Here is a 21,018-nt window from a genome sequence, read left to right as displayed (position 1 = left end):
TGAGCTCTCTCTTTTTTTATGAAGAAGCGAAATCTTATAGTTTTCCATTCAAAAATTGAGCCTCACCGAGACCGAAACTCCAGTCTGCGTCACCATTCTCAGTAATAGATACCATGAGGTCTTCAGGGGAGATTCCGCATTTTTCTTCTAGCTTTTCAGCAAGCAGGGCATACAATTTTTCCTTTTGGCTCTCTGTTCTTGCTTTGCTTGTCATACTGATAATGACCAGATCTTTGCTTCTTTGCAATCCTAATCCTGTATCCTGGATCATAAGCTCGTTTGCAGGATGCTGGTGGACTATTTGGTAACGGTCTCTTTCCGGAACACCAAATGCTTCAACCATTGCTTGGTGAGCAGTATCTAATAACAATTGCAGCGATTTTTCGTCACGTCCTTCAATTACATCAAAGCGCAATAATGGCATGTGAACGCCTCCTCTTGTGAAGTTGTTATCCGTCTGTTTTCATATTGGTTCAGTTGCTTTCAGACAATGGATAGAATTATTGATTGGCAATCAACTTTAAAAAAACATAACACATAACCAATAGTTAATCAACATATAACTAATTAATCATTTGATAGGCGATAGGTAATCGAGACAAACTCGTAAAAACGATTGACAGTCATTGATTAGGAGATTAGTATGAAAATATTAGTTAACCAAAAGGTGACAATCATTTAACCAAGACGTTTTTTAGATATTAATGAAAACGATTTCTGTTTATCCAGGAATGAAAAGCGCTGAAACATCGCGAGATCATATCAAATACTTTTGGAGGGGGACACCATGCCGATTTTAATTGTAGCTGCCGGAGTGCTACCGGATTGCTATTACGGTGATTTACAAATTCAGGAATAAAAGTATACAGACGGCGGTTGTGATTGCCTCTTTTATCATTGGCATTGCCCTAACCGGAGCGGGCAGTGTCATTGCGTGTCATGTAAATGATGCAGGATTTTGGATGGTAAAGGAATTTTTCGGTTTGAGCCTGAAAGAAACATTTCAAACCTGGACGCTGCTTACAACAGTTCTTTCCGTTACAGGGCTCGGCTGTGTGTTATTGGCAGGGCTTGTTGTGTAACAATCTATAGATTCAGTCTATAGCCCAATCGTTTTTCTTCTTTATTGAATACCTTACGTATAGGCAGACATAAAGGAGGAAAAATCTTGTACCCTCATCATTCGTATTATCGCGGGAATCTCGGTCCAGCCGGATACCCGGCGCGTAGTCCTTTTTTGTTTGGCGCTCCTTTAGTCGGCGGTTTATTAGGCGGTTTTCTTGGGAGTGCCCTGTTTAACTATTCTCGTCCCTATGCTTATCCGCCTGGCCCTTATGGATACGGAGGCGGACCGTACGGTTTTGGTGCCGGCGTGCCATATGGGGGATATGCCGGCTTCTATTAATAAAAACGGCCTGCATTTTGCAGGCCGTTTTTTATCGGATGATTTCTACCTCAGACATATTGTAGTCTTGCTGCTTCTGAAACATGACTTCCAGAAGGCCATCCTTATAGACGGCTTTTGTTCCTTTGCGTTTGACTAAACAAGGAAGGTTTACTTTTTTCGGATGATCTGACCTTGGGAAGTTTTCCAACCATAATTCGTGAGATGTGTGTTTAATTCTCACATGTTCCAGCTGTTCTTCGCCGATTGGTACCTTTACAAACACATGGTCTGCTGTTTCGAATATATCAATATCAGGTTTGACATCAGATTTTGCATCAGGTTTGGCGGGCTGTTCTTTTTGGGGGAGAGGATCGCGGAAAGGAAATTGAGCCGCATAATCACTGCCGAACACACTTTCCATCACACGATTGACATACGTTTCAACTTCTTTCGGATCAGCTTTTTTTAATGCTTCTTTAGAAAATTGATTGTGGAAAGGAAAGTACTTGTTCCACTCAAACATTGTTTTCACATCCTTTCTTCACGGACAAAATAGTATATGCCCGCCAGATCTTTCACGTGATATAATATAAGATGCTCTAAAGAAAGGCAGGGATATCAATGCAACATGCAGAAACAAAAAAAGGCGTTCTTTACACAGCCGTTTCCTTTATCATGTGGGGGCTGTTTCCGCTTTATTGGAAGCTTCTCGAACAGCTGCCGGCTCTTGATATTTTGGCTCATCGTATTATATGGTCTTTTGTTTTTATGTGTATCGTACTTTTTTTCTTGCGCCAATGGAAAATAGGATGGCAGGAGCTGCGCTCTTTGAAAAAGAACGGAGGAATTCTTTCTTTATTTCTCGCTTCTATCCTGATTTCGATTAACTGGTTTGTTTACATATGGGCTGTCAATCATGGCTTTTTGCTTGAGGCTAGTCTTGGTTATTACATTAATCCGCTTGTATCAGTACTCCTTGGGATTATATTTTTAAAGGAAAAACTGAATCGCCTGCAATTAGTGGCCGTTTCGATTGCGGCGGCCGGCGTCATTATCTCGGCGTTCCAATACGGCTCCATTCCTTATGTCGCGCTTCTGCTCGCATTCAGCTTTGGACTGTACGGGTTAAGCAAAAAAAGAACAAGCCTGCCAAGCGCCATCGGTTTAACGCTGGAAACATTCATGATTATGCCGATTGCATTGGGATATTTACTGTTCAGCGGACATGCTCAGCCAGCGGGTGCAGAAAGCGGAGGGACGTGGCTGCTTCTCTTTTTGGCCGGTGTGTTTACGGCATTGCCGCTTTTATTGTTTGCGGAAGGAGCGAAACGGCTGCCGCTGTACCAAGTCGGTATCTTACAATATATTGCGCCAACCATTACTCTGCTGATCGGGCTGTTTGTTTACCATGAGCCATTTTCAAGCTCGAAGGCTTTTACATTCAGCTGTATATGGGCTGCGCTGCTCTTGTTTACGTTTTCACAAGTGAAGTGGAAACGGGCGTCAAAAAGCCATTGAGGCCTTTGGCTTTTCAGCTGATGCATATATTATGTATAATCATTTCATGTATGTAAGACATAAAGGAGCAAGACGATGGACAATGATAAAGAGATAGTGAAAGCCTACGCTTCACTTTGGAATAACCGATCTCTCGCACATGATGACGCAGAAGCGGTAGCAGAGGCGATTGATCTTGAGCTTTTGGATAAACGTACACATCCAAGACTCCGAAAACCGATGCTGGAAAAATATTTTGCCGCAATTCAGCGCATCGTGAATTCACAGCTCGAACCGGCTGTGAAATATCAGCTGGTCAAATTACATACAAAACGTGCAGAGTATTTAAAAGAAGAAAGAGGGGAGCAATCATGAAAGCAATCATAAAAGAAGATGTGCAAGCATCTTTAGAACGATATGCGGACCGCCCTGTATATATCCATTTAGAAACTACCACAGGTTCTTATTCAGCGCATTTAAATGAAAAGAACATGACGGTTGTTGCATATATCCGCAATGCAAAAGTCACTTATCATCAGGCAAAAATCAAAGGCAATGGACCTTACCGCGTTGGCTTGAAAACAGAAGAAGGCTGGATTTATGCTGAAGGCTTGACTGAATACACGGTAGATGAAGAAAACCGTTTATTAATGGCGGGACACCTGCCGGGCGGTAAACTGGCTATTTCTCTGCAAATCAGTGAAAAACCGTTCACAGTTTAAAGAAAAGGGTGAATAATAATGAAAGAACATGTACTAGTAATCCTGCCTCACCCTGATGATGAATCATATGGAGTGGCAGGCCTCATTGCCTTAAACAGAAAAAAAGACATTCCCGTTACGTATGCTTGTGCCACTTTAGGTGAAATGGGCAGAAATATGGGCGATCCATTTTTCGCGAATCGGGAAACGTTGCCGCTGCTAAGAAAACAAGAGCTCATCAACGCTTGCAAAGAAATGGATATCAATGACCTTCGTATGCTTGGACTCCGTGACAAAACGCTCGAATTTGAAGATGATGAGTATTTAGCTGATATTATGGAAGAGATCATAGATGATGTAAAACCAAGTTTAATTGTCACATTTTATCCCGGACACGGTGTGCACCCTGACCATGATGCATGCGGGGAAGCGGTTATCCGTGCATTGTACCGCAAAAAGAAAGAAGACCGTCCGCGTACAATCTGCATGGCTATTACCCGCAACAGAGAAGAGATTCTCGGCGAAGCTGATGTGGTACTTGATATCAAAGAAGTAGCTGATATTAAAATGAATGCGTTAAGAGCTCACCGTACACAAACAGAAGGTATGCTCAGAGAGCTTGAAGAGAAATTAAAAAATAATGAACCTGTTATGGCAACATGGTTTGAAGAAGAAATATATTGGACGTATCAATGGAATGATTAATCAAAAAGGTATAAGGCCTTAAGCCTTATACCTTTTTTAATTTTAAGTCTGATGCAATTGCTGAAGCGAGGGTGGATCTTAAGGAAATGTCATCGAAAGACAGACCTAGCTGAACCGCTGTTTGCGCGATTTCCGGACGGATTCCCGACAAAGTTGAAGAAACACCGATTAAACGCAGCGCCTCAATTAAACTGAACAGCTGGTGGGCAACCATCGTATCAATAATTGCTACCCCTGACAAATCAATATACAGCTGTGTCACTTTTTTCTCCGCACATTGATGCAGAGTGTTTTCCATAATTAGTTTGGCGCGAACCGTATCAATATCTCCGATTAAAGGCAGCAGCCCGACGCTGTGAAAAAGCACAATGACCGGCGCGCTCAATTCAGTAATCATATCTTTTTGGGCCTGCAGCTGAAGGCTTGTGTTTTTGTACATTTCTTCTATAAAAATATGGATCACAAGATCAAACGCTTTGATAAGGGAATGATACAGGTCTTCAGCTTCTTCGCCTTTCACAGTATCCTGATTGAGATGGACAAATTCTTTCACATAGGAAACATATAAATCTCTCACTCTGACAAACTCACGAATAATATAGTGGATAGGAGTCTTTAAATGCTCAGGATCCTGTGTCACTTCAAAGGCCCATTCTTTCAGGATAGGCAGGTATACTTCCTCATCATCTATGAAAATACGATTGATCTTATAATTGAAGGCGAGGTTCTGGCTTTTTAAATTGTGAACGACAGCAGGGTCTGTTGATGCATAAATGGAATTTGGATCAGTCTCCTCAATTGTTTCATACCATGTTGAACTGATGGTCTCCGCATGCTGAGAAAGATACTCGTATAATTTGTTGTTTTTTGCCATGATTGACACCTCTTTTACATGTATTGTTTTTGCGAATAACGTTTTTGCAGTTTTGCCAGCCTGAAAAACAGCCCAACTGCTCCGGCGGCGAGTCCTGCGATTAATCCAATCCAATAGCCGAATGCACCCAGGCTTGTAAATGTACCGACCATATAACCGATCGGAAGGCCAATGATCCAGTAAGAGACAAAAGCAGCTACAAGCGTATAGTTCACATCTTTGTACCCCCTGAGCGCTCCTTGGATCGGTGCGGCCACAGCATCGGAAAGCTGAAAAAACAGCGCATAAATTAAAAAGTGCTGTGTCAGCCTGAGCACATCGGGGTCAGAAGTGTACATGCCCGCAATTTGTTCTCTGAATAACAGGATACAGGCGGCTGTGAACAAAGAAAAGCCGATCGCCATCATGATGCCGATTAAGCTATATGAGCGTGCATCTCTAAATCGGGCTGCACCCGCTTCAAACCCGACTACAATTGTTAAAGCCATGGACACGCTGAGCGGCAGCATATATAGAAGAGACGCAAAATTCATGGCTGCCTGGTGGGACGCGATGGTCACTGTATGAAAATGGCTCATTAGAAGCGTAACAGCTGCGAAAATGCTCGTTTCAAAAAATACAGCGAACCCAATAGGCAAGCCGATTTTGAGTAGATTTTTGCATGCTTCCCAAGAGAACTTATACTTCGTAAGGAAAATCCCGTATTCAGAAAACGGTGCGTTTTTATGGATAATGAAAAAACTGAAAACGCAGATACACCAATAAGTAAGCGCGGATGCCAGCCCTGCGCCGACGCCGCCAAGTGCCGGCATGCCGAATTTCCCGAAGATAAATACATAATTCAATACAAAATTGATTGGAAGAGAACTGAGTGTAATCATCATTGTGACTCTCGTTTTTCCTAATGAGTCGATGAATGATCTCAACACGGTGTAAACAAATAAAGGGAAAATTCCCAGTGATAAAAAGCCTAAAAAGTGTTTAGCAATCTGATGCACGTGAATATCAAGGTTCAATCGGCCAAGAATAAGGTCAACTGCAGCATATCCAATCACTAAAACGGCGATGCTAAGAAGCGCGGCCACGTATACAGCTTGTAAAACAGTAAAAGGAATCTTCTGTTTTTTCTCGGCGCCTAATAACTGAGCGACAATCGGGGTGACCGCCATTAATATACCTGCCAGTCCTGTGTAAACAGGGGTCCAAAGGCTTGAGCCAATCGCGACACCCGCTAAATCAGCGGGGCTGACTTTCCCTGACATCACCGTATCTAGAAAAGTCATTAGAGAAAGCCCCGCCTGGGTAATGAATATCGGGATTAAAATGTGCAAGAGCTGTTTGATTTTTTCCCGGGCGTTTTGAGTTTCTTTCATACATTGATCCCCGTTTCTTTTTCATAACGAGAGAAATTATAACATTTTATGTATAAAAAGCAATGAACGCCTGGCCTATTCTTTTTTTGTCGGTTTCGTTTTTCTAAACATTTGGGCATAAATAAAAGAAAGCGAAATCACGCCTAAAAAGGTGCAAATATACTGAATGATTCTTTCGATTTCCATTCTTTACATCCCTCCTTTCCCTATAGAATGTGCATCAATAAGATAAGCATTCGTGAAAAGTTGGAAATTTGAACAGGAGATGAAGGCTATGCGTTATGAACAGATATCAGAAAATGCATTCAAAGGGAAAATACAGGTGTACTTAGAGCAAATATTAGGGGATGCATCGTTAATTTTGAAAACGCTTCATGAAAAAGACCAGTGCCTTCTTTGTGAATTAGATGAGTTAGGGCACATTTTTCAGGATATGCAGGGGATTGCATCATCTTTTTATTTGCAATCATACATTGAGGAGTTTACGCCGGCATTCATAGAGCTGGCCAAGGCGATTAAAGCCTTATCGGAGCATAAGCACGGCGCCTTAATTGTGATTGAAAGAGCGGATCCAGTTGAACATTATATTCAAAAAGGCACCGCTCTTCATGCCGAGATCAGCTCATCATTAATTGAAAGCATCTTTTTCCCCGGAAACCCTCTTCATGACGGTGCTTTATTGGTGAGAGAAAACAAGCTTGTGTCAGCAGCCAATGTGCTCCCGCTGACGACGAAGGAAGTGGATATCCATTTGGGAACCCGGCACCGGGCGGCTCTCGGTATGTCGGGCTATACGGATGCGCTTGTGCTTGTGGTTTCAGAGGAGACAGGGAAGATGTCGTTTGCCAAAGACGGTGTATTATATCCGTTAATTTCACCAAGAACGTAAAAATAATGAAAATGGCCTGATTTAGAATCCTGCCATGAGACAAAATGACTGAATTCGCATCTTTATTAAAGCATTCGCTTCAAGCTGAATGCTTTTTGTCTTGAAGACAGAAAATATAAAGTGGTAGAAAAGTTATATGTTATTAATATTAATTAAGTGAAATACTTTACCTGTTTATGTATTTATAGTACCGTATGAAATATTACATAAATTTTCAAAGGAAGGGTGCTGCCGCATGGCTAATGTATTAATGATCGGTTTTCCCGGTGAAGGGCATATTAATCCCTCTATCGGTGTGATGAAGGAGCTGAAATCCCGGGGGGAAAACATTACGTACTACGCAGTGAAGGAATATAAAGATAAAATCACAGCACTTGATATTGAGTTTCGTGAGTTTCATGATTTCAGGGGGGATTACTTCGGCAAAAACGCAACCGGTGATGAAGAAAGAGACTTTACTGAAATGATCTGCGCTTTTTTGAAAAGCTGTAAAGATATTGCGACTCATATTTATGAGGAAGTCAAACATGAATCGTATGATTATGTCATCTATGATCACCATCTTCTCGCGGGTAAAGTCATTGCCAACTTGCTGAAGCTGCCGAGATTTTCATTGTGTACAACCTTTGCGATGAATGAGGAATTTGCTAAAGAAATGATGGGAGCGTACATGAAAGGGTCACTTGAAGATTCGCCTCATTATGAATCATATCAGCAGCTTGTAGAAGCTTTAAATACTGATTTTCAAGCAGAGATCAAAAAGCCATTTGATGTTTTTTTAGCTGATGGTGACTTGACGATTGTCTTTACATCAAGGGGATTTCAGCCAATGGCTGAGCAATTCGGTGAGCGGTATGTTTTTGTCGGCCCTTCCATTACAGAAAGAGCCGGAAACAATGATTTCCCATTTGATCAAATTGACAATGAAAACGTGCTGTTTATTTCAATGGGAACCATTTTTAACAATCAAAAGCAGTTTTTTAATCAATGCCTTGAAGTGTGTAAAGACTTTGATGGTAAAGTTGTGCATTCCATCGGCAAACATATTAAAGCAAATGAGTTAAACGAAATTCCTGAAAATTTCATTGTACGCCCGTATGTTCCTCAGCTTGAGATCCTGAAAAGAGCCAGCTTATTTGTGACCCACGGCGGGATGAACAGCACAAGTGAAGGTTTGTATTTTGAAACACCACTTGTTGTCATACCGATGGGAGGTGACCAATTCGTGGTCGCAGATCAGGTGGAAAAAGTCGGCGCAGGAAAAGTAATTAAAAAGGAAGAATTATCTGAAAGTCTGCTGAAAGAGACGATTCAAGAAGTGATGAACAATCGCACGTATGCTGAAAAAGCAAAAGAAATTGGACAATCACTGAAAGCGGCAGGCGGCTCTAAAAAAGCGGCCGACAGCATTCTTGAAGCTGTAAAACAAAAAACTCAATCAGCAAATGCATAGTGTAAAAACCTGTTCTTATCGAAAGAACAGGCTTTTTGCCTTTTCATAAGAATGCAGAGGAAGGGATTTGGCAGATCGATAGAGAATGATAAGAAAAACAGACAAGAAAGGAGGAAAATCTGCTTCATTCATCAATAGAAAACCATCATTTTTACCCTCACTTAAATAGTTCCTTAGACTTTCGAAAAACATATCGTGTTTATGTAAAATGTTAGATGTTTATTTGAAGGTTTAAAGGTCGAATGATGCTGAAAATGCTGCCAAATGTTTGAAAAAGGGTTTAACTTGCTGAAAAATTGACGATAAAACAGTTGTATGCCATTTTTGGAAACAAAATACTAGCTGTTTTTGCCAAAAAACAGTTTAGGAGGTTGAATGAATGAAAAAGAAAATTGTAGCCGGCTTGGCTGTTTCTGCAGTTGTTGGGTCGTCGATGGCCGCAGCACCCGCGGAAGCAAAAACGATAAAAGTAAAAAGCGGTGACTCTCTTTGGAAACTTTCCCGCCAGTATGATACGACAATATCAGCTCTGAAATCCGAAAACAAATTGAAATCAACGGTGCTTTACGTCGGACAAAGCCTTAAAGTTCCTGAAAGCGGCAGCAAAAAAAGCACGACATCCTCGTCTAACTCAAGCAAAACGTCAACATACACAGTTGCCTATGGTGATTCCCTATGGATGATTGCTAAAAATCATAAAATGAGTGTATCTGAGCTTAAAAGCTTAAACGGCCTGAGCAGTGACCTGATTCGTCCGGGGCAAAAGCTTAAGATCAAAGGGACAAGCAGTTCAAGCGGATCAAATGGATCAAAGAAAAACAGCGGTTCCAATTCTTCAGGTTCTTCAAAAAGTACATATACAGTTAAGCTCGGTGACTCACTGTGGAAAATCGCAAACAGCTTAAATATGACTGTAGCTGAATTGAAAACATTAAATGGCTTAACATCAGATACGCTTTATCCTAAACAGGTGCTCAAAATAAAAGGAAGCAGCTCACCTAAGAGCGGAAACAGCGGTTCCAAGAAGCCGCCAAACGCCAATTCCCCAAAAACAACGACGTACAAGGTAAAAGCAGGCGATTCACTGTGGAAAATTGCAAATCAGCTTGGAGTCACTGTCCAAAGCATCCGTGATAAAAACAATTTATCATCGGATGTGCTGCAAATCGGGCAGGTTCTGACTATTTCGGGAACATCAAAATCTAATCCGACAAAGCCAACAAAGCCAAAAGATAACTCAGGGTCAAACATTCAAATAGGCTCGAAGATTGACAGAATGATAACGGAAGCGAAAAAATATGTCGGAGTGCCGTACCGATGGGGCGGAAACACGCCTGCCGGTTTTGATTGCAGCGGCTTCATTTATTACCTCATTAATAATGTATCATCTATATCAAGATTGAGTACGGCAGGATATTGGAATGTCATGCAGAAAGTAAGCCGGCCGTCAGTAGGAGACTTTGTCTTCTTTACCACATATAAATCCGGCCCGTCTCACATGGGGATTTATCTAGGCGGCGGTGATTTTATTCATGCAAGCTCATCGGGCGTCGACATTTCCAATCTCAGCAATTCGTATTGGAAACAACGATACTTGGGCGCACGAAGTTATTTTTAAAAATGAGCATGGCAAAAAGCCTTTTACAGGCTTTTTTGTTTATATCAGACAATGATTGACCACACTGTTAGAAAAAAACAAGGGGGAGACAGTATGTACCGTCTCTTGCTGTTGATAATGCTGACGGCACTGGGAGTTGCGGGATGCGGACAAAAAAAACCTCCAGACCCGCCTAATCGGGTGCCGGAAAAAAAGGTGGTTGAAACGTCAGCGTTTGGTCACCACGTCCAGCTGGTCAATCGTGATGGGAAAGCAGTCGGTTTCATAGAGATCAAAGAATCAGATGATGAAGGCCTCGATATTCACATTTCTGCAAACAGCCTGCGTCCAGGGGCTTCCCTCGGTTTTCATATTTATGAGAAAGGTTCTTGTGTCAGGCCGGATTTTGAATCAGCGGGCGGTCCCTTTAATCCGCTGAACAAAGAACATGGCTTCAACAATCCGATGGGGCATCATGCCGGAGATCTGCCGAACCTTGAAGTCGGTGCTGATGGAAAGGTAGATGTCATTATGAATGCGCCTGACACCTCATTGAAAAAAGGAAGTAAACTAAATATTCTCGACGGAGACGGGAGTGCGTTTATTATTCATGAGCAAGCCGACGACTATTTGACAAACCCAAGCGGCAATTCTGGTGCGCGTATTGTCTGCGGAGCCCTTTTGGGAAATAACGAGAAGCAGTAATATCATCCAAGCCCTTTTGTATTGAGCATACAGGGGCTTTTTTAGTATACTCGTTAATGGAATATGAATAGGAAAGGGAATCTGTCTATGACAACTCAACTACAGCACTTAACATTGCCGGAAGATATACAACAAAAGCTATTATCATATAAAGATCAGCCAATTTCCCCAGAGTTTCAATCGCTCATCGGAACATCAGGCTATGAGGCGGAGGATGAAGCCATTTTATTCGATGCCATTATTGCATTAGCCATGGGAAAAAATGTCCTGCTGAAAGGGCCTACAGGCTCAGGGAAAACAAAGCTGGCTGAAACATTGTCCAGCTATTTTCATAAACCGATGCACAGCGTCAACTGTTCAGTCGACTTGGACGCCGAGGCATTGGTCGGCTATAAAACGATTGAAAATCAATCTGGCCAGGCGACAATCGAGTTTGTTTCAGGGCCTGTTACAAAGGCAATGAAGGAAGGACATTTTCTTTATATAGATGAAATCAATATGGCGAAGCCGGAAACACTGCCTATTTTAAACGGTGTTTTAGATTACAGAAAAATGATGACAAATCCGTTTACAGGCGAGGTCATACGGGCTAAAGGCGGTTTCGGAGTCATTGCAGCCATCAATGAAGGCTATGTCGGAACTGTTCCTCTAAATGAAGCTTTGAAAAACCGTTTTGTCATCATTGATGTGCCTTATATTAAAGGCGAGCTGCTGAAACAAGTGCTTATGTCTCAGTCAGCCTTGAAAGACGAGAAATTGATTGACAGATTTATTACGCTTTCCTCTGATTTGATTGTTCAGGCCAATAACGGACAGGTGTCTGAAGAAGCGGCATCCATCAGAGCTTTAATCGATACATGTGATTTAGCCGCTTATATTCCGCCGCGCCGTGCCATTGAGCGGGGAATTGTAGAAAAGCTTGATGATGACCGGGAAAAAGCCGCCGTCCGAAATATTGCAGAAACTCTGTTTGAATGAGGGGGCTGCGATGAAATTTATCAAATTTAACGACAGCACGATTGATTCGTTTTTATTTATGATGCTGGCTGATTTGGCCAAAACACTCACCAAGAGTGAAGCGGTAGAAGTAGAGTATGGCGTTCAGTCCTATTACAATCCATTCGAAAAGAAAATCTATATGAGCCACTTTTGGAAAGACAGGGCAGCTGAGGACATGGAAGCGGGGCTGAAAAGCGACGTCTACCTGCGTTCAGTCGGAACAAGATATAGCTCGCTGCATGAGTTCGCGAACTTTTTGAGTGATATCCATCGCCGCCTTACATTCAAAAGTTTTGCCAAGCAGCTGTTTATGCTGCTTGAAGACATCAGGATCGAAGAATGCATCAAACGTGAGCGCCCGGGTACGAAACATGTATTTGCAAAACGAAAAGACATGTACAGAAAACATTTCTCAACCCAGCTCACCTTAAATTTGGAACGAAGCATTTTTACGGATGCGCTCTTTTGCGCGATCTATGTCAAGCTCACTGCGGAATCACCGCTTGAGACCCTTCCGTCCATGCGTGAAGATATCGATCTGATGCGCCCATTTATTGAGCAGCAGCTCTTGCTTGTGTATGAAGCAGATTCGACACGGCAGGTTCTGAAAATTGTGGAGGACCTCATGGACGGGCTTGAAGAGGTGCTCGATAAAGATATGCTCAACACTTACTTTTTTTTGCCGGAGCTGGATTATGCAAAAGCTGCTGATCAGCCGTTATTCGAAGAAGAGAAAAAAGCGCCGAAGCTGAGTGATGACATTACGCTTCCAAAACAATCAGACGGTGATGAGGATATTCATGAAGAAGAAATGCCGACATGGCACAGGGAAACAGAAGCACCGTCTAAAAGTTTTCTTCAATTTGATATTGAGCACGGCGCAAAATCGGATTTAGGAAAAGATGCAGCAAGGGAAGGCGACGATGGAGATCAGGCCCTTGGCTCTGTTCAAGGATCAGCCAGACAAACGAAACGGAAAGACTATTCCAAGCTGGAAGCGCTGGAATCCCAAAAAGATCAGCCGAATGGAGCGGGTATGGCTGACGGCAAAGAAAATAAATACGCATTCCCAATTTATAAAGAACCGCAGCCGGCAACAAACGAAGAAGAGCTTTCTTATAAACAGCAGGCAAAAACGATTGAGTCATATCAAAAGCGTTTGAAACAAATGATTCAAAAAACGCTGGAGCATAAAAAAACATTGCCAAGAACAGACCTTCATGCAGGGAGACTGAACAATAAGCTTCTCCGGTATTTCACTGAGCGAAATCCGCGCCTGTTTTATAAAAAGCAAGAACCATCTTCAGAAATCGACGCTGTTTTTACATTACTGGTGGACTGTTCAGCCAGCATGTTCGACAAAATGGACGAAACAAAACGAGGAATCGTGCTCTTTCACGAAGCGTTGAAATCGGTAGCGGTTCCGCATCAGATTGTCGGCTTCTGGGAAGACACAAATGATGCGACCGAAACAAGCCAGCCAAACTATTTCAATACGGTTATTCCCTTCCAATCATCATTAAGACAAGAATCTGGGCCGGCAATTATGCAGCTTGAGCCAGAGGAAGATAACCGTGACGGGTACGCGATCCGCCAGATGACAAAAAAAATGCTGCAGCGCAGCGAGGCGCAAAAGTTTTTAATTGTTTTCTCAGATGGAGAGCCGGCTGCATTTGGCTACGAACAAAACGGAATCGTCGATACAAGTGAGGCGGTTATCGAAGCTCGAAAAAGAGGAATAGAAGTGATAAATGTTTTTCTCTCCAACTCAGAAATAGAAGAATCGCAAATGAAGACAATTCAGGATATGTACGGAAAATTCAGTATATTTGTCCCGGATGTTGATCAGTTACCGGATGTTCTGTATCCGCTGCTGAAAAAACTGCTTCATAAAAGCATAGGATAGCCCTTAATCCTATGCTTTTTGGCGTTTCTTTTTTCGAATGATTAAATTTTTTGTTTTTTATAAAGGTTTTTTACTATTTTGTGAACAATCAAGGTAGAATCAAATTGCAAACAGTGGTAAAATATCGTTGGAAGCGTTTTTATTACATAATTTTGGACACAGCGTTCGAAAGTTATTTCAAGATAGTGAATCAATCACTTGATTATCTAAGTTGGGGGTAATATTCAAATGTTTCAAAATAGTATGAAACAACGAATGAATTGGGAAGATTTTTACGGTCCGAACCTCGGCTATGCGCTGGAGCTTTACGATCAATATACCCAGGATCCGGACAGCATTGACCCGGATTTGAAGGAAATGTTCGACGAGCTCGGTGCTCCGCCAAGCGAGTTAAAAGAGGCCTCGGGAACAAAAGAAAAGGGACGTGTTACAGCCGATCTGATTCAAAAGATCGCATCCGCAGTCAGACTTGCAGAAGATATCCGAACCTATGGCCATTTAAACGCTTCCGTCAATCCGCTCAGAAAGGATGGGAAAAAGAGTGAACTTTTTCCATTATCCGATTACGGGCTAACAGAAGAGGAAATAAAAGCAATACCTGCGTCAGTCATCTGTAAAGACGCTCCTAAAAACATTACGAACGGTTTAGAAGCCATTCAGTATTTACGAAATACGTATAAAAGAACCATCTCATTTGAATTTGACCATGTGCATGACTTCAAAGAGCGCGAATGGCTGACAAAGATGATTGAATCTGGCGAGCTGTTCCAGAAGAACTCAGATGAAAAGCTGTCAGCTGTGTTGGAAAGACTGACAGAAGTAGAGGGCTTTGAGCAGTTTTTGCACCGCACATTCGTCGGACAGAAGCGCTTTTCCATTGAGGGTCTGGACGCTCTTGTTCCAGTGCTTGATGACATTATTGCACAATCTGTCAAATCAGGAACGACAAGCGTCAACATCGGGATGGCGCATAGGGGACGCCTGAATGTCTTGGCACATGTGCTTGGCAAGCCGTATGAAATCATCTTCTCCGAATTCCAGCATGCGCCGAACAAAGATCTTGTTCCGTCTGAGGGATCAATTGGGATCAGCTACGGCTGGACAGGGGATGTCAAATACCATTTGGGGGCGAATCGGGAGCTTCAAGACGCTGAAACAAAATCAGCGCGAATTACGTTAGCAAACAACCCGAGCCACTTGGAATTTATCAATCCGATTGTTGAAGGCAGCACAAGAGCGGCACAGGAAACGCGAACACAAAGCGGATATCCAGTGCAAGACGAAACAAAATCGCTTGCCATTTTAATTCATGGAGACGCTGCATTCCCTGGGGAAGGAATCGTCGCTGAAACATTGAATTTAAGCTCCTTAAAAGGGTATCAAGTAGGCGGTGCGATTCATATTATCGCCAATAATATGATCGGATTCACAACAGAAAGCGCTGAATCCAGATCGACAAAATATGCCAGCGACTTGGCAAAGGGCTATGAAATTCCGATTGTTCACGTGAATGCGGATGACCCAGAAGCTTGTCTTTCTGCTGTGAAGTTTGCAGTCGAATACCGAAAAACATTCAACAAGGATTTCCTGATTGACTTGATCGGGTACAGACGCTATGGACACAACGAAATGGATGAGCCGTCAACCACTCAGCCAATGCTGTATGATGCTGTCAGAAAGCATCCGACCGTCAAACAAATTTTCGCTGAAAAACTCGTAAAAGAAGGTGTGCTTACCGAGGAAGTCGTTCAAAATATCGAAAAATCGGTAACGAAGCGCATTGAGGACGCTTATCAGAAAGTACCGTCTAAAAAGGAACATATCGCCTGTGAAATTGAACTTCCAGAGCCTGTATCAAACGGTTTCCCTGATGTGGACACATCGATTGATTTTGATGTGCTTCGCAAGCTGAATGGCGAATTGATCAACTGGCCGGAGTCATTTAATGTTTTCGGCAAGCTAAAGCGCATTTTAGAAAGACGCGCCAAGGCGTTTGATGATGACAGAAAAGTGGAATGGTCTTTGGCAGAATCACTTGCGTTTGCTTCGATTTTGAAAGACGGAACACCGATTCGTTTAACAGGACAGGATTCCGAGCGCGGAACGTTTGCCCAAAGAAACCTTGTGCTTCATGACAGTGAGACGGGCGAAGAATTTGTGCCGCTTCATCACTTATCTGACTGCAGCACATCATTTGCCGTTCATAACAGCCCGCTGTCGGAAGGATCAGTTCTCGGGTTTGAATACGGCTATAACGTTCATTCACCAGAAACGCTTGTGTTATGGGAAGCGCAGTACGGAGATTTTGCCAACGCTGCTCAAGTGTATTTTGACCAATTTATTTCTGCCGGACGCGCAAAATGGGGCCAAAAATCCGGATTAGTCATGCTGCTTCCGCACGGTTACGAGGGACAGGGGCCTGAGCATTCAAGCGGAAGAATCGAGCGGTTCCTGCAGCTTGCCGCGGAGAACAACTGGACGGTTGCCAACCTGACAAGCGCGGCACAGTATTTCCATATTTTAAGAAGACAGGCTAAGATGCTGCTTCGTGAAGAAATCAGACCGCTCGTCATTATGACGCCGAAAAGCCTTCTTCGCAACCCAAATACAGTGTCGGAAGTGCAGGAGCTAAGCGAAAGCCGCTTCCAGCCTGTTTATGAACAGTCGGGGCTTTCTCATGACTATGAAAAAGTAACCAGACTTGTGTTATCCAGCGGTAAAGTGTCAATAGACATTAGTGATCATTTTAATAAGCTAGAAGACGGTAAAGAGTGGCTTCACATTGCGAGAATTGAACAGCTGTATCCATTCCCGGCAAAAGGAGTCAAAGAATTATTTGCAAAACTTCCGAACCTGAAAGAAATCGTTTGGGTGCAGGAAGAGCCGCAGAACATGGGAGCTTGGAGTTATATCAGCCCGTATTTGACAGAGATTGCACCAGAGGGAGTAAGCGTTCAATATATTGGACGAAGAAGACGGTCCAGCCCTGCAGAGGGAGATCCGACAGTTCATAAAAAAGAACAGGAACGTATTGTATCTGATAGCTTGACTCGCAAAAACTAAGGGGGAAATGAAAAAATGGCGGAAATTAAGGTACCTGAATTAGCAGAATCAATCTCAGAAGGAACAATAGCCCAATGGTTAAAGCAGCCTGGTGACTATGTAGAACAGGGTGAATATCTGCTTGAACTAGAAACGGATAAAGTGAATGTTGAATTGACAGCAGAAGAATCGGGTGTACTTCAAGAGGTATTGAAAGATTCGGGTGATACCGTCCAGGTCGGAGAAATTATCGGTACGATTTCAGAAGGCGCGGGTGAAAGTTCTGCCCCTGCTCCTACAGAGAAAGCAGAAAGCAAGGAAAGCGTGAAAGAAGAGAAACAGGCTGAACCAGCTGCACAAGAGGTTAGCGAGGAAGCGCAAGCCGAAGCAAAATCAAGAACGGTCGCTTCTCCATCAGCCCGTAAGCTGGCGAGAGAAAAAGGAATTGATCTGTCTCAAGTTCCAACTGGAGATCCGTTTGGAAGAGTGCGCAAGCAGGATGTCGAAGCGTATGAAAAACCAGCATCAAAACCTGCTCCTCAGCAAAAACAGCAGCCTCAGGCTCAAAAAGCACAGCAAAGCTTTGACAAACCTGTCGAAGTGCAAAAAATGTCACGCCGCAGACAAACGATTGCAAAACGCCTTGTAGAGGTGCAGCAAACATCGGCGATGCTGACTACATTTAATGAAGTGGACATGACGGCTGTCATGAATCTCAGAAAACGCCGCAAAGATCAATTCTTTGAGCAAAACGAAGTAAAGCTCGGCTTTATGTCTTTCTTCACGAAAGCGGTCGTCGCTGCATTGAAAAAATATCCGCTGTTGAATGCGGAAATTCAGGGCGATGAGTTGATCGTTAAGAAATTCTATGATATCGGTATCGCTGTTGCGGCTGATGAAGGCCTTGTTGTTCCGGTAGTACGTGATGCGGACCGCCTGACATTTGCAGGAATCGAAAAAGAGATCGGCGAGCTGGCGAAGAAAGCAAGAAACAATAAATTAACCCTTAGCGAGCTTCAGGGAGGTTCCTTCACGATTACAAACGGAGGGACTTTCGGTTCACTGATGTCAACTCCGATCTTAAACAGCCCTCAAGTCGGTATACTGGGCATGCATAAGATTCAGCTGCGCCCAGTAGCAATTGATGAAGAACGTTTCGAAAACCGTCCGATGATGTATCTCGCTTTATCTTATGATCACCGGATTGTAGACGGTAAAGAAGCGGTTGGCTTCCTCGTGACAATCAAAAATTTACTGGAAGATCCTGAACAGCTTTTATTAGAAGGATAATAAAAAAAGGTACATCACTTTATCGTGATGTACCTTTTTTGATGATATTTAAAGTGATAGATTGCTGCTTTTGGATCCTGCTTGTTTCTTTTTCACTTTTTTAGACCAATATGTTGCAAGCATAGAACCTGAAAGGTTATGCCACACACTGAATATTGCGCTTGGCACGGCAGATAGCGGTGAGAAATGGGCCGTGGCAAGTGCAGCCCCAAGTCCTGAGTTTTGCATGCCGACTTCGATTGCAATCGCTTTTTGAGAAGGGTAATCCATTTTTAAAAGCTTTGCGCCCATAAATCCAAGCAAATAACCGATACCGTTATGCAGGATAACAACTGAAAAAATCAGCAACCCTGATTGAAGCAGATTTTCCCGGTTGCCGCTGACGACAGCTGAGACAATCGCCACGATGCCAATGACAGAAACAAGCGGAAGGGCATGTACGGCTTTCGCCACTTGTTTTCTGAAAAACATTTTGACGATCACACCTGCAATGATTGGAAATAAAACCGCTTGTAAGATTGAAAGAAATAAAGATCCTGGCGAGACAGGAAGCCATTCCTTGGCAAACAGCATAATCAAAACCGGAGTTAAAACGGGTGCCAACAAGGTAGATATTGTTGTAACAGCAACAGAAAGGGCCGTATTTCCTTTTGCTAAAAATGTCATGACATTAGAAGCAGTTCCCCCTGGACAGCAGCCGACAAGAATAACACCTACTGCGATTTCAGCCGGAAGATGCAGTCCAATTGAAAGGCCGAAAGCAACGAGCGGCATGATGGTATACTGAGCAATCACCCCAATAATGACATGCCAAGGTTTTCTGAGCAGCTCTTTGAAATCATCGGCTTGCAGTGTAAGTCCCATCCCAAACATGATAATACCAAGAAAAATCGTAATATAAGAACTGATCCACGTAAAAAAAGACGGGAAGGAAAATCCCAGCACGGCAAACACAATGACCCATATGCCAAAGGTTTGTCCCGCAAAATGGCTTATTTTTCTAATGATGTCCATAAAAACACTCCTAACACATTCATCAAGAACTTCAGCAGAAAATCTCACAGATTTTTAAACATTCTCTTATTATAATTAATTTTCTGAATAATTCAATATCAATCGTCTAATAATAGTCGATAAATTTATTATGTAAACTAATCAAAATGTTCTTGACTATATAGGAAGATATTCTTACAATGAACCTTTATAATGGTTAGACAAAATAGGAGTGATAGGGTGAAGGAAGCGAATCAATGGTCTTCGAAGATCGGCTTTATTTTAGCCGCGGCAGGATCAGCTATTGGGCTTGGCGCGATATGGAAATTCCCATATGTAGCTGGAACCAGCGGAGGAGGCGCATTTTTACTTATTTTTATTTTATTTACGGTTTTAATCGGACTGCCTTTATTGTTAGGTGAATTCATCATAGGCAGAAAAACGCAGAAAGATGCCGTTCAGTCCTATAAAACACTTGCTCCAGGAACGAAGTGGCATTGGATCGGATATTTAGGCATGGTAACGTGCTTTATTCTTCTCTCCTTCTACAGTGTCGTCGGCGGGTGGATTTTAATTTATATTATAAAAGGCTTCACTGGCGGTTTGTCGCAAACATCTGGTTTTGATACGATATTTGCAAGTACCATTTCAAATCCTTATTTGGCTGTAGGAGGCCAGTTGCTCTTTATGGCAGTGACCATTTTGGTTGTTGCAAAAGGAGTTAGCAGCGGAATTGAAAAGGCTAGCCAAGTATTAATGCCGGCGCTATTTATATTATTTATTATTTTAATGGTGCGTTCTGTTACCCTTGACGGTGCGATGGAAGGGCTCAAGTTTTTCCTGATGCCTGATTTTTCAGCGATTGACGCTAATACCATTTTGTATGCGATGGGCCAGTCCTTTTTCTTATTAAGTGTCGGTGTATCTGTCATGGTTACTTACAGCTCTTATTTAGGGAAACAGGAAAATCTTGTGCAGTCTGCTGTATCAGTAACTGTATTGAACGTACTTGTTGCAGTTATGGCAGGGATTGCGATTTTTCCAGCTGTATTTTCATTTGGTCTCAAGCCAGACCAAGGACCGATTCTGTTATTTAACGTGCTGCCAACTATATTTAATCAAATGCCGTTCGGAATTATCTTTTTATTAGCATTTTTAATTCTATTTTTATTTGCTGCATTGACATCTGCTTTTTCAATGCTGGAAATTTTGGTCGCAGTGCTTTCAAAAGGTGATGTTAATAAGAGAAAACGATTCGCTTGGTTAGGCGGAATCGCTATATTTATTGTCGGTGTGCCGTCTGCACTATCATACGGTGTCTTAAGTGACGTTTCTATATTTCACTTATCCATTTTTGATGCGGCCGACTATCTTGTGAGCAATATTTTAATGCCGTTAGGCGCGTTATTGATCTCGATTTTTGTCCCGCTTAAAATACCGAAACAGGATTTGTTTGACGAGCTGAAAAGCGGTTCCAGCCTCAAACGGAAGTGGTTTGCGGTTTGGCTGCTGCTTATTCGTTATCTATCTCCTGTGGCCATCATCATCGTGTTTTTGCATGTGATAGGCATTTTTTAACACACGAAGCCCCCGAGGAAAGGGGGCTT

General features: G+C 42.6%; 19 protein-coding genes and 1 pseudogene. 15 read left to right on the top strand and 5 right to left on the bottom strand.

All coding sequences use genetic code 11. From position 1 onward, the window contains the following. Positions 1 to 34: 34 nt before the first annotated feature. A complete protein-coding gene (locus CDO84_RS09655; RefSeq protein WP_040082874.1) occupies positions 35 to 424 on the bottom strand; it encodes a tautomerase family protein in 390 nt (129 codons plus the stop codon). A 478-nt stretch (positions 425 to 902) separates the two neighbouring features. Here CDO84_RS09655 and CDO84_RS09650 point away from each other — a divergent pair. Together CDO84_RS09650 and CDO84_RS09645 are read left to right on the top strand one after the other, a co-directional pair. After that, a pseudogene (locus CDO84_RS09650) lies at positions 903 to 1,082 on the top strand (GntT/GntP/DsdX family permease); the annotation flags it as partial. Positions 1,083 to 1,168: 86 nt separating this feature from the next. Beyond that, positions 1,169 to 1,405 (top strand): hypothetical protein, encoded by a 237-nt coding sequence (locus CDO84_RS09645; protein WP_040082877.1) that lies wholly within the window; start codon positions 1,169 to 1,171, stop codon positions 1,403 to 1,405. Between the two features lie 31 nt (positions 1,406 to 1,436). Here the strand turns inward: CDO84_RS09645 and gerT are convergent, their stop codons facing one another. Next, positions 1,437 to 1,910 (bottom strand): Hsp20/alpha crystallin family protein, encoded by a 474-nt coding sequence (gene gerT / locus CDO84_RS09640; protein WP_040082879.1) that lies wholly within the window; start codon positions 1,908 to 1,910, stop codon positions 1,437 to 1,439. Positions 1,911 to 2,008: 98 nt separating this feature from the next. On the opposite strand from gerT, the gene rarD reads away from it, so the two are divergent. From rarD to bshB2, 4 genes are all read left to right on the top strand, one after another. Then, positions 2,009 to 2,905 carry an EamA family transporter RarD gene (gene rarD, locus CDO84_RS09635; protein WP_040082880.1) on the top strand — a complete coding sequence of 299 codons (897 nt, stop codon included), beginning with the start codon at positions 2,009 to 2,011 and terminating at the stop codon, positions 2,903 to 2,905. A 75-nt stretch (positions 2,906 to 2,980) separates the two neighbouring features. After that, positions 2,981 to 3,259 carry a hypothetical protein gene (locus CDO84_RS09630; RefSeq protein ID WP_040082881.1) on the top strand — a complete coding sequence of 93 codons (279 nt, stop codon included), beginning with the start codon at positions 2,981 to 2,983 and terminating at the stop codon, positions 3,257 to 3,259. Then, on the top strand, positions 3,256 to 3,606 hold the full coding sequence (locus CDO84_RS09625) for a YojF family protein (protein WP_003231213.1): 351 nt from the start codon (positions 3,256 to 3,258) through the stop codon (positions 3,604 to 3,606). Before CDO84_RS09630 ends, CDO84_RS09625 begins: the two co-directional genes overlap by 4 nt. Positions 3,607 to 3,624: 18 nt before the next feature. After that, positions 3,625 to 4,290 (top strand): bacillithiol biosynthesis deacetylase BshB2, encoded by a 666-nt coding sequence (bshB2, locus tag CDO84_RS09620; protein WP_040082883.1) that lies wholly within the window; start codon positions 3,625 to 3,627, stop codon positions 4,288 to 4,290. Between the two features lie 25 nt (positions 4,291 to 4,315). Here the strand turns inward: bshB2 and rsbRC are convergent, their stop codons facing one another. Together rsbRC and CDO84_RS09610 are read right to left on the bottom strand one after the other, a co-directional pair. Continuing rightward, positions 4,316 to 5,164: an RsbT co-antagonist RsbRC gene (rsbRC, locus tag CDO84_RS09615; protein WP_014664282.1), complete on the bottom strand. Its 849-nt coding sequence runs from the start codon at positions 5,162 to 5,164 to the stop codon at positions 4,316 to 4,318. A gap of 14 nt (positions 5,165 to 5,178) precedes the next feature. Next, positions 5,179 to 6,537 (bottom strand): MATE family efflux transporter, encoded by a 1,359-nt coding sequence (locus CDO84_RS09610; RefSeq protein ID WP_040082884.1) that lies wholly within the window; start codon positions 6,535 to 6,537, stop codon positions 5,179 to 5,181. A 265-nt stretch (positions 6,538 to 6,802) separates the two neighbouring features. Between CDO84_RS09610 and cdaS the strand changes: the two genes are divergently transcribed. From cdaS to odhB, 8 genes are all read left to right on the top strand, one after another. Further along, positions 6,803 to 7,426, top strand: a complete 624-nt coding sequence (gene cdaS, locus CDO84_RS09605; protein ID WP_082033042.1) for a cyclic di-AMP synthase CdaS — start codon at positions 6,803 to 6,805, stop codon at positions 7,424 to 7,426. Positions 7,427 to 7,661: 235 nt separating this feature from the next. Beyond that, positions 7,662 to 8,879, top strand: coding sequence for a macrolide family glycosyltransferase (locus CDO84_RS09600; RefSeq protein WP_040082886.1), 1,218 nt, complete (start codon positions 7,662 to 7,664; stop codon positions 8,877 to 8,879). Positions 8,880 to 9,258: 379 nt separating this feature from the next. Further along, positions 9,259 to 10,497, top strand: a complete 1,239-nt coding sequence (cwlS, locus tag CDO84_RS09595) for a D-gamma-glutamyl-meso-diaminopimelic acid endopeptidase CwlS (protein ID WP_040082888.1) — start codon at positions 9,259 to 9,261, stop codon at positions 10,495 to 10,497. A gap of 93 nt (positions 10,498 to 10,590) precedes the next feature. Continuing rightward, positions 10,591 to 11,181, top strand: a complete 591-nt coding sequence (locus CDO84_RS09590) for a superoxide dismutase family protein (protein WP_014664276.1) — start codon at positions 10,591 to 10,593, stop codon at positions 11,179 to 11,181. A 63-nt stretch (positions 11,182 to 11,244) separates the two neighbouring features. Continuing rightward, complete coding sequence (locus CDO84_RS09585) at positions 11,245 to 12,159, top strand: AAA family ATPase (protein ID WP_080478239.1); 915 nt, start codon at positions 11,245 to 11,247, stop codon at positions 12,157 to 12,159. A gap of 10 nt (positions 12,160 to 12,169) precedes the next feature. Further along, on the top strand, positions 12,170 to 14,086 hold the full coding sequence (locus CDO84_RS09580; RefSeq protein WP_014664274.1) for a vWA domain-containing protein: 1,917 nt from the start codon (positions 12,170 to 12,172) through the stop codon (positions 14,084 to 14,086). Between the two features lie 228 nt (positions 14,087 to 14,314). Beyond that, positions 14,315 to 17,149: a 2-oxoglutarate dehydrogenase E1 component gene (gene sucA, locus CDO84_RS09575; protein WP_040082889.1), complete on the top strand. Its 2,835-nt coding sequence runs from the start codon at positions 14,315 to 14,317 to the stop codon at positions 17,147 to 17,149. A gap of 15 nt (positions 17,150 to 17,164) precedes the next feature. After that, a complete protein-coding gene (gene odhB, locus CDO84_RS09570) occupies positions 17,165 to 18,418 on the top strand; it encodes a 2-oxoglutarate dehydrogenase complex dihydrolipoyllysine-residue succinyltransferase (RefSeq protein WP_040082890.1) in 1,254 nt (417 codons plus the stop codon). Positions 18,419 to 18,466: 48 nt separating this feature from the next. Here odhB and CDO84_RS09565 read toward each other — a convergent pair whose 3' ends face one another. Continuing rightward, the gene (locus tag CDO84_RS09565; protein ID WP_040082892.1) at positions 18,467 to 19,432 is read right to left on the bottom strand and encodes a bile acid:sodium symporter family transporter; all 966 of its coding nucleotides are present in this window, start codon (positions 19,430 to 19,432) and stop codon (positions 18,467 to 18,469) included. Between the two features lie 219 nt (positions 19,433 to 19,651). Between CDO84_RS09565 and CDO84_RS09560 the strand changes: the two genes are divergently transcribed. Beyond that, positions 19,652 to 20,989, top strand: coding sequence for a sodium-dependent transporter (locus CDO84_RS09560; RefSeq protein ID WP_040082893.1), 1,338 nt, complete (start codon positions 19,652 to 19,654; stop codon positions 20,987 to 20,989). Positions 20,990 to 21,018 lie beyond the last annotated feature (29 nt).

This window comes from Bacillus sp. MD-5, from assembly GCF_002201875.1.
GTDB classification, from domain to species: Bacteria; Bacillota; Bacilli; order Bacillales; family Bacillaceae; genus Bacillus; species Bacillus stercoris.
Note: the sequence above shows the minus strand (reverse complement) of the source record. Positions and strands in the feature narration are given on the sequence as shown.

What these genes read in the sequence shown, in the direction of transcription:
- CDO84_RS09655 (WP_040082874.1), bottom strand. Translation starts at nt 424, where the DNA reads ATGCCATTATTGCGCTTTGATGTAATTGAAGGACGTGACGAAAAATCG.
- gerT (WP_040082879.1), bottom strand. Translation starts at nt 1,910, where the DNA reads ATGTTTGAGTGGAACAAGTACTTTCCTTTCCACAATCAATTTTCTAAA.
- rarD (WP_040082880.1), top strand. Translation starts at nt 2,009, where the DNA reads ATGCAACATGCAGAAACAAAAAAAGGCGTTCTTTACACAGCCGTTTCC.
- CDO84_RS09630 (WP_040082881.1), top strand. Translation starts at nt 2,981, where the DNA reads ATGGACAATGATAAAGAGATAGTGAAAGCCTACGCTTCACTTTGGAAT.
- CDO84_RS09625 (WP_003231213.1), top strand. Translation starts at nt 3,256, where the DNA reads ATGAAAGCAATCATAAAAGAAGATGTGCAAGCATCTTTAGAACGATAT.
- bshB2 (WP_040082883.1), top strand. Translation starts at nt 3,625, where the DNA reads ATGAAAGAACATGTACTAGTAATCCTGCCTCACCCTGATGATGAATCA.
- rsbRC (WP_014664282.1), bottom strand. Translation starts at nt 5,164, where the DNA reads ATGGCAAAAAACAACAAATTATACGAGTATCTTTCTCAGCATGCGGAG.
- CDO84_RS09610 (WP_040082884.1), bottom strand. Translation starts at nt 6,537, where the DNA reads ATGAAAGAAACTCAAAACGCCCGGGAAAAAATCAAACAGCTCTTGCAC.
- cdaS (WP_082033042.1), top strand. Translation starts at nt 6,803, where the DNA reads ATGAAGGCTATGCGTTATGAACAGATATCAGAAAATGCATTCAAAGGG.
- CDO84_RS09600 (WP_040082886.1), top strand. Translation starts at nt 7,662, where the DNA reads ATGGCTAATGTATTAATGATCGGTTTTCCCGGTGAAGGGCATATTAAT.
- cwlS (WP_040082888.1), top strand. Translation starts at nt 9,259, where the DNA reads ATGAAAAAGAAAATTGTAGCCGGCTTGGCTGTTTCTGCAGTTGTTGGG.
- CDO84_RS09590 (WP_014664276.1), top strand. Translation starts at nt 10,591, where the DNA reads ATGTACCGTCTCTTGCTGTTGATAATGCTGACGGCACTGGGAGTTGCG.
- CDO84_RS09585 (WP_080478239.1), top strand. Translation starts at nt 11,245, where the DNA reads ATGAATAGGAAAGGGAATCTGTCTATGACAACTCAACTACAGCACTTA.
- CDO84_RS09580 (WP_014664274.1), top strand. Translation starts at nt 12,170, where the DNA reads ATGAAATTTATCAAATTTAACGACAGCACGATTGATTCGTTTTTATTT.
- sucA (WP_040082889.1), top strand. Translation starts at nt 14,315, where the DNA reads ATGTTTCAAAATAGTATGAAACAACGAATGAATTGGGAAGATTTTTAC.
- odhB (WP_040082890.1), top strand. Translation starts at nt 17,165, where the DNA reads ATGGCGGAAATTAAGGTACCTGAATTAGCAGAATCAATCTCAGAAGGA.
- CDO84_RS09565 (WP_040082892.1), bottom strand. Translation starts at nt 19,432, where the DNA reads ATGGACATCATTAGAAAAATAAGCCATTTTGCGGGACAAACCTTTGGC.